10 protein-coding genes are annotated in these 12,991 nt (G+C 62.4%); 3 read left to right on the top strand and 7 right to left on the bottom strand.

Annotated features, from left to right (window positions below; translation table 11 throughout):
- Positions 1 to 72 precede the first annotated feature (72 nt).
- Positions 73 to 2,367, top strand: coding sequence for a TonB-dependent receptor (locus tag CIW50_RS15180; RefSeq protein ID WP_149532043.1), 2,295 nt, complete (start codon positions 73 to 75; stop codon positions 2,365 to 2,367).
- A 91-nt stretch (positions 2,368 to 2,458) separates the two neighbouring features.
- Entirely contained in the window at positions 2,459 to 3,625 is a 1,167-nt protein-coding gene (locus CIW50_RS15175) for a lactonase family protein (RefSeq protein ID WP_149532042.1), read from the top strand.
- 47 nt (positions 3,626 to 3,672) lie between these two features.
- On the opposite strand, the gene CIW50_RS15170 is transcribed toward CIW50_RS15175, so the two are convergent.
- The 6 genes from CIW50_RS15170 to CIW50_RS15145 form a co-directional block, all read right to left on the bottom strand.
- Positions 3,673 to 4,605, bottom strand: coding sequence for an MBL fold metallo-hydrolase (locus CIW50_RS15170; RefSeq protein WP_149532041.1), 933 nt, complete (start codon positions 4,603 to 4,605; stop codon positions 3,673 to 3,675).
- A gap of 119 nt (positions 4,606 to 4,724) precedes the next feature.
- The gene (locus tag CIW50_RS15165) at positions 4,725 to 5,624 is read right to left on the bottom strand and encodes an NAD(P)/FAD-dependent oxidoreductase (RefSeq protein WP_149532040.1); all 900 of its coding nucleotides are present in this window, start codon (positions 5,622 to 5,624) and stop codon (positions 4,725 to 4,727) included.
- On the bottom strand, positions 5,621 to 6,088 hold the full coding sequence (locus CIW50_RS15160; RefSeq protein WP_149532039.1) for an RrF2 family transcriptional regulator: 468 nt from the start codon (positions 6,086 to 6,088) through the stop codon (positions 5,621 to 5,623). Before CIW50_RS15160 ends, CIW50_RS15165 begins: the two co-directional genes overlap by 4 nt.
- A 121-nt stretch (positions 6,089 to 6,209) precedes the next feature.
- The gene (locus CIW50_RS15155) at positions 6,210 to 7,421 is read right to left on the bottom strand and encodes an acyl-CoA dehydrogenase (protein ID WP_149532038.1); all 1,212 of its coding nucleotides are present in this window, start codon (positions 7,419 to 7,421) and stop codon (positions 6,210 to 6,212) included.
- Positions 7,422 to 7,560: 139 nt separating this feature from the next.
- Complete coding sequence (gene ribB / locus CIW50_RS15150; protein ID WP_149532037.1) at positions 7,561 to 8,637, bottom strand: 3,4-dihydroxy-2-butanone-4-phosphate synthase; 1,077 nt, start codon at positions 8,635 to 8,637, stop codon at positions 7,561 to 7,563.
- Between the two features lie 116 nt (positions 8,638 to 8,753).
- A complete protein-coding gene (locus CIW50_RS15145; RefSeq protein WP_149532036.1) occupies positions 8,754 to 10,481 on the bottom strand; it encodes a cation:proton antiporter in 1,728 nt (575 codons plus the stop codon).
- A gap of 173 nt (positions 10,482 to 10,654) precedes the next feature.
- On the opposite strand from CIW50_RS15145, the gene CIW50_RS15140 reads away from it, so the two are divergent.
- Entirely contained in the window at positions 10,655 to 11,899 is a 1,245-nt protein-coding gene (locus CIW50_RS15140; RefSeq protein WP_149532035.1) for an aminotransferase-like domain-containing protein, read from the top strand.
- A gap of 84 nt (positions 11,900 to 11,983) precedes the next feature.
- Here the strand turns inward: CIW50_RS15140 and CIW50_RS15135 are convergent, their stop codons facing one another.
- Positions 11,984 to 12,829: a DUF1499 domain-containing protein gene (locus CIW50_RS15135; RefSeq protein ID WP_149532034.1), complete on the bottom strand. Its 846-nt coding sequence runs from the start codon at positions 12,827 to 12,829 to the stop codon at positions 11,984 to 11,986.
- Positions 12,830 to 12,991: the final 162 nt, after the last annotated feature.

The raw sequence follows: 12,991 nt of genomic DNA, 5'->3' as shown, positions 1-12,991 counted from the left end.
ATCTTTGACTTTGTCATACTTGGCATGTCAGTGTGTTCCGGTTGAACCCAGCATAGCCCGGCCGACTGACCGATGCATCGCTCTCTCTTTTCATCGGCCGGAATCGCCCTGGCTTCGCTCGCAGCCGTCACGCCGTCGGCTGCGCAGCCGACGACAGTGCTGTCGCCGGTCGAAGTCGAGGCGCCGCCGCGGCCTGCGGCCAAACCACGTGTACCGCGCAGCGGGACCGAGCCGAATCGTCCGGTCGCGCACCGCGCCGCTGCGCCGACGGCAGCGGCCGGCGGCGCAGGCGTCACGCCCGGGTTCAGCGCAGAGCCAACACCGCCCGCCTCCGCAAGCGAAAAGACGATCAGCGGCGCTGACGTCAATGCGCGGCCGCTGTCGCGTCCGGCCGAGGCGCTGGAGGTGGCGCCGGGTCTGATCATCACCCAGCATTCCGGTGACGGCAAAGCCAACCAGTATTTCTTGCGTGGCGTAAATCTCGATCACGGCACCGATCTCGCCATCTCCATCGACGGCATGCCGGTGAACATGCGCACCCATGGTCACGGCCAGGGTTATGCCGATGCCAACTTCCTCATCCCCGAACTGATCAGTTCGGTGAATGTCCGCAAGGGACCGTATTTCGCCGATGAAGGCGACTTCTCGTCCGTCGGTGCGATTCATGTCAGCCTGATCGACAGCGTCGCGCGCACCATGGCGTCGATCACATCGGGCAGTTTCGGTTACAACCGGGCCTTCGGCGTGACGTCGGGCAAAGTCGGCAAAGGCACGCTGCTGGTGGCCGCCGAGGCCAATATCTATAACGGCCCGTGGGACAATCCCGATAAGCTCCAGAAGCTCAATAGCGTGATCCGCTACAGCCAGGGCACCGCCGACAACGGCCTGTCGCTGACCGGCATGGCCTATAGCAACAAGTGGAATTCCACCGATCAGGTGCCACTGCGCGCGATCACTTCCGGCGAGATTGGCCGCTATGGCGCGCTCGATCCGAGCGATGGGGGCAATTCGGAGCGTTTCTCGCTGTCCGGCCGTCTCCGGCAGACCGATATGGACAGCGCGACCAAGCTCGATTTCTACGTCATCAAGAGCAAGCTCAATCTGTGGAACAACTTTACGTTCTTCTTGAGCGATCCGGTCAATGGCGACCAGTTTCACCAATATGACGATCGCGTGCTCGGCGGCATCAATGCCTCGCATACATTCAAGTACAATATCGCAGCACTCCGCAACGAAACCGAAGTCGGCATCCAGAGCCGCTACGACGATATCAATGTCAGTCTCGGCAACACCATCAAGCGGCAATATCTCTCCACTACCCGTAGCGATGGAGTGAAGGAAGGCAGTATCGGCGTGTTCGTCCAGAACACCACATTCTGGACTGACTGGCTGCGCACCAATATCGGCTGGCGCGGCGACTATTACGACACCACGGTCAATTCGTTCTTCAATCCGGTGAACTCCGGCAGCGCCACGGCGACCATCGGCAGCCCCAAGGCAGGTCTGGTAATTGGTCCCTTTGCGAAGACCGAGCTGTTCCTGAATGCCGGCGAGGGGTTCCACAGCAACGATGCGCGCGGCGTGACAATCAAGGAATCGCCGTCCGATGGTTCGCCGGTGGGTAGCTCGCCGTTCCTGGTGAAGACCAAAGGCGCCGAGATCGGATTGCGTACGAAACTCGTGCCAGGCCTGACCAGTTCACTCGCCTTCTTCATGCTGGATTCCGCCTCCGAAATCCTGTTCGTCGGTGATGCTGGCGATACTGAACCGAGCCGTCCCAGCCACCGCGTCGGTTTCGAGTGGACCAACGACTACAAGCCCACGTCATGGTTGAGCCTCGAAGCCGATCTCGCGATGACGCGTACGCGCTTTCGCGGCAGCAATGCCGATCAGGCGGCGGCCTATGCGGAGCTCGATGGCTATCCGGCCTCGCAGATCGGCAACGCGCCCGGCAATTTCATTCCCGGCGCCCCCAACATGATCGCCTCGGCCGGCATTCGGCTGGGCGAAACGACCGGCTGGTTCGGCGTGCTGCGCTATCGCTATTTCGGTTCGCGTCCGCTGACGGAAGACGCTGCGTTTATTTCTCCGGCGACGGGATTGCTGAACGGCCAGCTCGGCTATCGCTTCGACAATGGCTGGCGCATCCAGCTCGATGCCTTCAACATCCTCGATAGCAAGTCGGACCAGATCACCTATGCCTATGGTTCACTGCTGAAGACGGATTCGCTGTTCGCCGCGTGTTTCCCGGCAGGCGGCGGCGCGCCGACAGCGCCTGCTGCCGTGTGCCAGACCGGCATCATGGATCGCGTGCTACATCCGGTCGAGCCGCTGGCCTTGCGCGTGACGCTGGCCGGGCGGTTCTGATTTCGCGTTCCGGCTTTGCCGCAGCGCAGCTTGCCTATTCCGGAAGGCGGTAGCATCATCCCTTCCAATTAAAAGAGGCAGGGAGGCGTTGATGCTCGCACGGGTTCGCTCCGTTTCGCGTCGTTGGCCGTTCAAGCATGTCGGAGCCCGCTTAAAGGCGCTGCTGGCGATCGTGTCGCTTCCCCTAGCAACAGGGCTCATCATGTCATCGGCCAGTGCCGCCACCTATGTTTATGTCGGCAATGCTGACAGCCAGAACATCAGCGTTCTCGAATTGAAGGCGAATGGCAATCTCGCTGCGATCGATACGGTGGCGGTGCCGGGGCCGGCAAAGCCCGGCGGCTCGCTGCCGCTGGCCATCAGCCCCGAGAAGCACCGGCTCTATGCTGGCCTGCGCAACGAGCCCTATACGGCGGTGACCTTCGATATCGATGCCAAAACTGGAAAACTGAAACTGGTCGGCCCCGGGCCGCTGGCGGATTCCATGGCCTATATCGCAGTCGATCGCACCGGGCGGTTTCTGCTCAGCGCGTCCTATGGCGGCAACAAGGTGGCGGTGAATGCCATCGGGCCGAATGGCGTGATCGCAGCGGCACAGCAGGTGGTCGCCACAGAGCCGAACGCCCATTGTATCATCGTCGATCCCACCAATCGCTATGTGCTGCATACGAGCCTCGGCGGCGATGTCATCTATCAGCAGAAATTCGACGCCAAGACCGGAAAGCTGACGCCGAACGATCCGCCGACCGTGAGCGTGAAGGCCAAGGGCGGGCCACGCCATCTGGTGTTCTCGCCGGACAAGAAGTTCGTCTATCTGATCAACGAGCTCGACGCCGCGATCTATGTGTTTCCATGGGACGCTGCCACCGGGACGCTGAAGAAGGAAACGCAGGTTGCCTCTGCGTTGCCCAAGGGCTTCGACGGCAAGCCTTTTGAGGGAAAGCCCTGGGCCGCGGATATCCACCTCACGCCGGATGGCAAGTTTCTCTATGCGTCGGAGCGCACCAGCAACACGATCGCCGCCTTCCGTGTCGATCCGAAGACGGGCGCGCTGACATCGCTTGGCTCCACGGCTACGGAAAAGCAGCCGCGTGGATTCAACATCGATCCGTCGGGCCGCTATCTGCTGGCGGTTGGGCAACTATCGAACAGCATGACGGCCTATGCCATCGACAAGTCGAAGGGAAATCTGACCAAGCTGGGCGAAACACCCGTGGGCAAGAATCCGAACTGGGTCGAGATCGTGAATCTGCCGTAGCCGCGCTGCAAATGCTGACTCTCCCCGTATTGTGCGGGGAGAGGTCGTTACGCCATCCGATAGCTGCCGCCGATGACTGGATCGCCTGATGTCAGCACGAGGCCGCGGGCGACGAGATCTTCCAGATGTGCCAGCACCGAATAGCCGGCCGCATTGGTCAGGCGCGGATCGAGGCCGATATAGATCGCGCGCACGATGGTCGGGATGTCCGCTTCGCCCTTGCCGAGGCGATGCAGGATCGAGGCCTCGCGGGCGCGGCGGTGGCGAATGAGAAATCGCACATAGCGCTGTGCATCGGGAATGTCCGGGCCGTGGCCGGAGAAATACAGGTCCTCGTCGCGCGCCGCGAGTTTGTCCAGCGAGGCCATGTAGTCGATCATCGAGCCATCGGGCGGCGCTACGATGGAGGTCGACCAGCCCATCACGTGATCCGCGACAAAGAGATACTTCTTCTCGCGCCAGGCGAAGGCCATGTGGTTGGCGGTATGGCCCGGCGTCGCCACGCCTTCAAGCGCCCAGCCGTCGCCTTCGATTACGTCGCCATCGGCGACCAGCACGTCCGGCTGGAAGTCGCGGTCGGCGCCTGACTCCGGCGAATGTTTCTCGCTCTCGAAGCGCGGCCGTGAGGCGCGGTGCGGACCTTCGGCATAGACCGTGGCCCCGGTGGCGGCCTTGAGCGCCGCGGTATTTGGCGAATGGTCGCTATGGGTGTGGGTGACGAAAATATGCGTCACGGTCTCGCCCTTCACCGCATCGAGCAACGCCTGTAGATGGGCGTCATTGGCCGGGCCGGGATCGATGATCGCGACCTTGCCGGTGCCCACGATGTAGCTGTTGGTGCCGGTAAAGGTGAAAGGCGAGGGGTTGTTGCAGAGAACCCGGCGCACGTTTGGGCGGACCTGATCGACGACGCCAGCCTTCAGCGGATAATCGCGATTGAACGGGACGTCGTCATTGGCGTTGTTGTTCTGGTCGCTCATGGTCGGTCCTTCCCAGCATGTTCTCGGTATTGCTTCGAATGACTAGCAACATGACCGGGGAAATCAAACAGCGCTAACTCGCGCCAGCCATGCGCTGGAAGCGTCGGGCGTCGCAGACCCTAAGCATGACCGGGGCCAAACATCAGCGACCGGTGCGCGCCGACCCCGGCCATGGCGCCGTCGCCCACCGCAAGCGCGACGGAGCCGGTCGCGCGCGCCATGTCACCGCAGGCGAACACGCCGGAGACGGTGGTTTCCTTGAACATGTCGGTCTGCAGGAACGGTCCCATCGGGCCGTCTTCCACGGCGCAGCCTAGCTGTGTGCCGAGCGGCGACGCCAGGCTGGTGCGCGTCAACGTGAACATGCCATCGAGCGGAATGATGCGACCATCCGTGAGTTCGATATCGATGGATGCGCCGGAGAGCTGCCTGATCGGTTCGCGCTCGACGGTGACGCCGCGCTGCATCAGTTGCATGAGCTGGTCCGCGTCCGGCGTGAACGCTCCGTTGAGGAACAGCGTGGTCGATCCCCAGTCCGGCAGCATCAAGGCGTGATGCATCGACATCTCCGACGACGCCAGCACACCGATGCGGCCCTGATCGAGTTCGTAGCCGTGGCAATACGGACAGTGAAACACGTGCTTGCCCCAGCGCTCGGCGAGACCGGGGAGATCCGGCAGTGCATCGACCACGCCGGCGGCGAGGATGATGCGCCGGGCCTGATAGCACTCGCCGCTCTCCGCACTGACGGTGAAATCGTTCATCTCACCCGAGCCATCCGTGGCTGTCGCATCGACCCATTCGACAGTGGGATAGGCCATCAGTTGCGCGCGTGCGTCCGCAGCAATCGCGCCGGGGGTGCGGCCGTCCTGACCGAGAAAGCCGTGCGAGTGCTCAGCGAAGCGATTACGGCGCAGGCCGGAATCCATGATCAGCACCTTGCGGCGCGCACGCGCCAATTGCAGCGCCGCGGAGAGGCCGGCATAGCTGCCGCCGATGACGATGGCATCGAAACTCATTTTGTTTTCCTTGAAATCTTGATCTGAATTTTGCTGCGATGATCCTCTGCCCGCGCGTGAAAATCCGCGGCGAGCTGCGCCAGCGTGACGTCCGCAAGGCGGCCGATCAGGACTGCCTCCGCTTCCGCGAAGGCCGATGTGAGCGAGTGATTGACAGCCTGTTCGACGAGGCAGGTCGGGCTTTCCAGATGAATGCCCATGGCCATCAGGCTGGGCTTGCCCAGCGCGTCATAGATGTCCTTCAGCGTCACGCTTGAGAGGTCGCGCGCGATCTCCCAGCCGCCGCCATGGCCCTTTTCGGAACGCACCAGACCAACGTCTCGCAGCCCAGCCATGGTGCGGCGGACGACCACGGCATTGGTGGTCATGCACATGGCCAGTTCGGCCGAGGTCATCGGGCGGTTCTGCTCGGCCATGTGCAGCAGCGCGTGCAGCGTGGCGGAAAGGCGGTTGTCTCGTCTCATGTAACTTATGATGATACATGAAAGGGCGAGCGTCAACCCGCCCGGTTTTGAAGCCCGCAAACGAAAAATGCCCGGCGCGAGGCCGGGCATTTCGAAGCGGTTGATTTAAAGCGCGAGCGGCTTAGCCGAACGCCTGGATGCCCGTGATGGCGCGGCCGAGGATCAGCGCGTGGACGTCGTGCGTGCCCTCATAGGTGTTCACGGTTTCCAGGTTCTGCGCATGGCGCATCACGTGGTATTCGGCCTGGATGCCGTTGCCGCCGTGCATGTCGCGGGCCATGCGGGCGATGTCGAGCGACTTGCCGCAATTGTTGCGCTTCACCACCGAGATCATGTCCGGATGGAAATTGCCTTCGTCCATCAGGCGGCCGACGCGCAAGCTGCCCTGCAAGCCCAGCGAGATTTCGGTCAGCATGTCGGCGAGCTTCTTCTGCACCAATTGGGTGGCAGCGAGCGGGCGGTTGAATTGCTTGCGGTCCAGCGTGTACTGGCGGGCGCGGGCCATGCAGTCCTCGGCGGCGCCGAGCACGCCCCAGGAGATGCCGTAACGGGCGCGGTTGAGGCAGCCGAACGGACCCTTCAGGCCCGACACGTTGGGCAGCAGATTCTCTTCCGGAACGATCACGCCGTCCATCACGATCTCGCCGGTGATCGAGGCGCGCAAGGAGAGCTTGCCGCCGATCTTCGGCGCCGAGAGGCCCTTCATGCCCTTCTCGAGGATGAAGCCACGGATCTGGTTGTCATGGGCGGCGGACTTCGCCCACACCACGAACACGTCGGCGATCGGGGCGTTGGAGATCCACATCTTGGAGCCCGACAGCTTGTAGCCATCGCTGACCTTTTCGGCGCGGGTCTTCATGCCGCCGGGATCGGAGCCGGCATCGGGCTCGGTGAGGCCGAAGCAGCCGACCCATTCGCCGGTGGCGAGCTTGGGCAGGTACTTCTTGCGCTGCTCTTCGCTGCCGTAAGCGTAGATCGGATACATCACCAGCGACGACTGCACCGAATTCATCGAGCGATAGCCGGAGTCGACGCGCTCGATTTCACGGGCCACGAGGCCGTAGGCGACATAGCTGGCATTGGCGCAGCCGTAATCTTCCGGCAGCGTGATGCCGATCAGGCCGAGCTCGCCCATCTCGTTGAAGATTTCGCGGTCGGTATGCTCGTTGAGATAAGCGTCGTTGACGCGCGGCAGCAGCTTGTCCTGGGCGTAAGCGCGCGCGGTGTCGCGGATCATGCGCTCGTCTTCGGTGAGCTGGCTATCGAGCACGAACGCATCGTCCCACTGAAAATTCGCAGCAGGCTTGTCCTTACCCTTGGGGGCAACGCTCATCGAAATCCCTTTCATATCGTGGCTGATTAGTGCGCAGGCTTTTTGGTTTCCTTGCCTGCGCATCTACGTCTCACATAGGCCATCGCCGCAAGAGGTGACCTTGGCCTATATGGAATGCGGCATTTTAGGTCTTCGACCTCTAGCCATCAAGCTGTTCGTTGCAGGCGATCTCGATGCCGAAACCCGACAGTCCCTTGTAGTCATGGGTCGTCGAGGTCAGGTGACGGATCGAGGTAACGCCCAGATCGCGCAGGATCTGTGCACCGACACCGATTTCACGCCACTGCCGGTTGCGGTCGGCTTCGGCTGATTTCGGCGTGGCCAGCGGCTCGACGGGAACACCTGCAGCGCCATCGCGCAGGTATACGAGAACGCCGCTGCCGTTTTTCTTGAAGCGCTCCAGCACGACATTCATCTTCGCCGGGCCGCTGAACATGTCGCGGACGATGTTCGGCTTGTGGAAGCGCGTCAGTACATTCTTGCCGTCGCCGACGCTGCCGTAAACGAAGGCAACATGGTGGATGGGGTCGAAGGGCGAGCGGTAGGAATAGCCCTGCAGCGTGCCGATCGGGCTTTCGGTGGTGAAGGTCGAGACGCGCTCGATCAGCTTCTCGCGCGCCTGCCGATAGGCGATCATGTCGGCGATGGTGACATGCTTCAATTTATGCTTGGCAGCGAAATCGACGACTTGCTGGCCCTTCATCACCGAGCCGTCGTCATTCATCAATTCGCTGATGACGCCGACTGGCGACAGATTGGCCATCTTGCAGAGATCGACGGCGGCTTCGGTATGGCCGGAGCGCATCAATACGCCACCGTCCTTGGCGATCAGCGGGAAGATATGGCCCGGGCGCGCGAAGTCGTTGGCGCCGGCATTGGGATTCGTTAGCGCGCGGCAGCAGGAGGCGCGTTCTTCGGCCGAGATACCGGTACCGTTATCGGGCTTGTAATCGATGGAGACGGTAAAGGCGGTGGTGTGATTGCTATCGTTGTTGACGACCATCGGGTCGAGCCGCAGCCGGCGCGCATCCTCGGTGGTGATCGGCGCGCAGACGATGCCCGATGTATGCCGGATGATGAAGGCCATCTTCTCGGCGGTACAGAACGACGCGGCGACGATGAGGTCGCCTTCGCCCTCGCGGTCGTCATCGTCGGTTACCACGACCATTTCGCCGGCGGCAAAGGCTTGCAGAACGTCTGAAATCGGGTCGGCCATAAGATTCGCCTCGGATGCACGCTTGCTCTGTGTGAGGTCCATATGGCGCAGAGCGGGGGGCGGTGCAACCCGCGGAAATGGGGGGCGGTATGCGGGTTCGCAGTGCGGAATAGGCCCTACGGCAGCACTTCCCGCCGTTCGGCCAGCTCCGCGTCGGTTTCGGCCCGTTTGGCGTCCAGCAGGCCCTGATCCGCGGCCTCGATCACCTCGTACAGCGCATGGGCGTCGCTGAGCCGGGGCACGGTGACGTAGTCGGCGCCGGCCGCGTAAATATCGCTCACGTCGCGGAGCACGTCCGCGGTCGAGATGATCTTGGCGGAGGGGTTGATCGAGCGGACATGCCGGACCAGCTTCTCGTTGTTCGCGCCCTTCAGCAGCGAGTCCGGTACGCTGAGGATGATGATCTCGGCATTGCCGACGCCGGCATGGACCAGCGTGTCGACATTGCTGATATCGCCATAGATCACGTGCTGGCCGCGCCCGACCAGGGTGCGGAAGACGTTCGGATTGAAGTCGACGACGCTGATCTGGTCGAGCAGCTCCTTGTTCTGGCGTTCGATCTCGGCGAGCAGGGCAGAGGCCGTGCGAAAGAAGCCGAGAATGACGATGCGGCGGGCGTCGCCATGGCCGGCTGCATGGTCGGCCTCGCCGCCCTGGCCATGATCGAGGTCGCGCAGTCCTATCCGCTTCAGCGGGCCGATCAGCATGCGGGTGATCTGGTCGCTACGCATCATGGTGAAGGTCGAGAGCACCGCGAGAATAACAAAGGCAAAGGATGCGGCGCTCGATGTCTGGGTGGTGATGTGGCCGGCGGCGATGCCCGTTTGGAGCACCACCAGCGAGAATTCGCTGATCTGCGCCAGATTGAGCGCCGGCAGCAGGCTGGCCCGCAGGCCCTGCTTCATCAGATAGAGCGGCGTGAAGGTCGTGAGGATGCGGCTGACCACCGTGAACACGGCGATGATCAGCGCCAGTCCGATCACCGATCCGGTCGGGATCGGGATCGTCATACCGACGGCGACGAAGAACAGCGTGATGAAGAAGTCCCGCAGCGTCGTCACTTTGGCGGTGACGTCGAGCGCGTAGGGGAAGGTCGAGAGCGACACGCCGGCCACCAGCGAGCCCATTTCGCGGGACAGATGCAGCCGCTCGGCGATCTCACCGATCAGGAAGCACCATGCCAGCGCGCCCAGAAGTACCAGTTCCGGGCGCCGTGCGATCTGGTGGAATAGCGCCGGTAGCACATAGCGGCTCAGGATCAGCGCGGTGGCCACCAGCACGCCGACGCGGGCGATCGACAGCGCGATGACGCTGACCTGCAGATCGGCGAGACTCGGCTGCACCGCCAGAAACAGGATCGCGAAGATGTCCTGCAGCACCAGGATGCCGAGCGTGATGCGGCCCGGCAGCGTGTCGAGTTCGCGCTTCTCATAGAGCACCTTGACGATGACCACCGTCGAGGACAGCGCACATGCGACGCTGAGATACAGCGCGTCGAACCCGCCGCCACCGAGCTTGAGCCCGAGTGCCATGAAGAAGGCGGCACCCAGCACGCAGCCGCCGATCAATTGGCCGCCGGCCGCAAACAGAATGACCTTGCCGGCGCGGATGATCTTCTTCAGGTCGATCTCGAGACCGATCATGAACAGCATGAAGATCAGGCCGAGTTCGGAGATCGTGCTGATGGATTCGTCCGACTTGACCCATCCGATGCCGAATGGCCCAATGATGAAGCCGGCGATCAGATAAGCAAGGATCAACGGCTGCCGGGTGAAATGCGCAACGAGCCCGATGCCCCACGCAAACAGGATACATAGCGTGATATCGCGGATTAAGTCGTGCATGCACCTGCCGGAAAAAGCTCATCTTTGCGGCGGCACTCTAATGGTGCGGCGCGTGAGGGCAAAGGGGTAAATCCGGCATTCAAGGCGCGATACACGCGGAGGGCGGTCCAACGAGGCGGCCTTCATCATAAAAACGGCCTTCACCACGAGAAGGCTTCAGGGAGACGACGTTCATGACTACCGCCACACGGTTCGATTATGCGCCATTGCTGCCTCCGGGCCTGCCCGCACCTGCGGCAAAATGGACCGGTCTTTCCAAATACAGCTTCGTCGGCGGGAATAATGACATGGACCAGGTGCCGGTGGAGGGCCTCACCGCTGCCGCCAATGCTGTGATGCTGCGCGAGGGACGCACGCTGGCAACCTACGGTCTGGCGAGCGGCCCGCAAGGTTATCTGCCGCTGCGCGATTTCATCGCATCCAAGCTGAAGCGCGATGCGAGCATCGATTGTACCGCCGATGACATCCTGGTCGTCTCCGGCTCGTTGCAGGCCCTCGATCTTGTCAATCACAGCCTCCTGGCCAAGGGCGACACCGTCATCATCGAGCGCGACTGCTACCAGGGCTCGATCAATCGGCTGACCCGGCTCGGCGTCAACATCGTCGGCATTCCCCTGGATCAGGACGGCATGCAGATGGACGCGCTGGCCGCCGCCTTGGAAGACCTGAAGAGCAAGGGCATCCGTCCGAAATATATCTACACCATCCCGACGGTGCAGAATCCGACCGCTACCATCATGCCGGAGAGTCGCCGCCGCGAATTGCTGGCACTGTCGGCCAGATACTGCGTCCCGATTTTCGAGGACGACTGCTATGCCGACCTGATCTGGAGCGGCGAGCGTCCCCCGGCGCTGCATGCGATGGATAAGACCGGCAGCGTGATCCATATCGGTTCGTTCTCGAAGTCGATCGCACCAGCCTTGCGTGTCGGCTACATCGTCGCGCCCTGGGAGATCATGTCACGCATGCTGGCGCTGAAGACCGATGCCGGATCCGGCGCGCTGGAGCAGATGGTGCTGGCCGAATATTGCGTGCCGCATTTCGCCACCCATGTGCCCAAAGCCACGCGCGGTCTGCGCGCCAAGCTGGACACCCTGATGGACGCGTTGAACGAACAGTTCGGCACGGCGGCGGAGTTCGCCGATCCCAAAGGCGGCATCTTCCTGTGGGTCAAACTGCCCGACAATGTCGACGCGATGAAGCTCTATCAGGCCGCACTGAAGGCCGGCGTGTCGATCAATCCGGGTCCGGAATGGTCCGTCGATAAAGCCTATGCCGGCAGCCATATCCGGATCTGCTTTGCCAGCCCGACGCATGATGAAATCCGCGAAGGCATCGCGGTTCTGGCCGATGTGTGCCGGCAGGAGTTCGGCGTGCCCGAGCGGATCGCGAATGTGGAGAAGCGGGCGCGGAGCTGAGCGCTCTTCCTTAACCTCTCCCCGCCTAGCGAAGCTTCGCTTCGCACGGGGGCGGGGGTGAGGGCTGGTCGGAGAGGCGAGGGCCTACTTCTTCACGCCCTTCACAGCGGCCTTCGCCGGCGTCGCCGCCTTCTTCGGCGCCGGCGCGCTGTCGACGGCGGTATTGATATCGTCGATCAGCTTGGTGATGCGTGCTGCGTTGCTGCCGAGATCGCCTTCGAAATAGCGCGACGACGAGCGGATATCGACGCGCGAACCTTCGCCGTCCGGCACCACTCGGATCGAGACGTCCTCGCGAAAGCCCATGATCGGCGTCCGCGCCACGGCCTCGATGCGGCCGATGCGGCGCGGCGGCTGCGGCGGACGCTCGTCGATGATCGTCCACTTGCGCTTGTCGACCAGCGCGCGTGCCACGTCATAGGCACGCTGTACCGGCACTTCGAGTTCGACCGGCTCGATATCCGGATAGGCAGCGCGCTGCTGTTCGGCGGAGTAGAGGCCGGAATAGACGGCGGAGTTGGTGTCGTCGCCGATACGCAGCCGTGCTAGCGCCTCAAAGCGCGGCGGGTCGATCGGGTCCGTGGTGATGTCGTGGATCTTCGGCAGCTTGCGGTATTGGTACGCAAGGTAACCGGGATAGGCCAGGATCACCGCGTCGAGCATCAGCGCCACCAGAATCACGCTCATGCCGCGCGAGCCATTCTGCCAGATCGCGGCAAAGCCGGCGAGCGCGACCAGGATCGACAAGCCGGCAAAGCCCAATGCCCCAAAGAAGGTCATCAGCGCTGGTTTCACTTCGAGGAACCCGAAGCGAACGATGATGATCGAGGTGAGGGCGGCAATGGCGGCGAAAACCGCGAGGCGCCGCGCCCACAGTGCCAGGCTGGACACGGGTTCCGACTGGTAGGCGGCCGAAAACCTGCGTGCCATGGGAATTTCTGCCGGATTAAGCTTGCGAAGGCGCTGATAGCGCCGGGTTCCGAATAGGGTGCTTGAGACCATGCCAAGCGGGGAATTTCAAGGCACTTTGGCGGGCGCGACTCCTCGTTTAAGAATAGGACTGCGGCCGTTCAGACTTCTCCCCTGGAATAA

The organism is Tardiphaga sp. P9-11 (assembly GCF_008329525.1).
In the GTDB taxonomy this organism is placed as follows: Bacteria; Pseudomonadota; Alphaproteobacteria; order Rhizobiales; family Xanthobacteraceae; genus Tardiphaga.
Note: the sequence above shows the minus strand (reverse complement) of the source record. Positions and strands in the feature narration are given on the sequence as shown.

What these genes read in the sequence shown, in the direction of transcription:
- CIW50_RS15180 (WP_149532043.1), top strand. Translation starts at nt 73, where the DNA reads ATGCATCGCTCTCTCTTTTCATCGGCCGGAATCGCCCTGGCTTCGCTC.
- CIW50_RS15175 (WP_149532042.1), top strand. Translation starts at nt 2,459, where the DNA reads ATGCTCGCACGGGTTCGCTCCGTTTCGCGTCGTTGGCCGTTCAAGCAT.
- CIW50_RS15170 (WP_149532041.1), bottom strand. Translation starts at nt 4,605, where the DNA reads ATGAGCGACCAGAACAACAACGCCAATGACGACGTCCCGTTCAATCGC.
- CIW50_RS15165 (WP_149532040.1), bottom strand. Translation starts at nt 5,624, where the DNA reads ATGAGTTTCGATGCCATCGTCATCGGCGGCAGCTATGCCGGCCTCTCC.
- CIW50_RS15160 (WP_149532039.1), bottom strand. Translation starts at nt 6,088, where the DNA reads ATGAGACGAGACAACCGCCTTTCCGCCACGCTGCACGCGCTGCTGCAC.
- CIW50_RS15155 (WP_149532038.1), bottom strand. Translation starts at nt 7,421, where the DNA reads ATGAGCGTTGCCCCCAAGGGTAAGGACAAGCCTGCTGCGAATTTTCAG.
- ribB (WP_149532037.1), bottom strand. Translation starts at nt 8,637, where the DNA reads ATGGCCGACCCGATTTCAGACGTTCTGCAAGCCTTTGCCGCCGGCGAA.
- CIW50_RS15145 (WP_149532036.1), bottom strand. Translation starts at nt 10,481, where the DNA reads ATGCACGACTTAATCCGCGATATCACGCTATGTATCCTGTTTGCGTGG.
- CIW50_RS15140 (WP_149532035.1), top strand. Translation starts at nt 10,655, where the DNA reads ATGACTACCGCCACACGGTTCGATTATGCGCCATTGCTGCCTCCGGGC.
- CIW50_RS15135 (WP_149532034.1), bottom strand. Translation starts at nt 12,829, where the DNA reads ATGGCACGCAGGTTTTCGGCCGCCTACCAGTCGGAACCCGTGTCCAGC.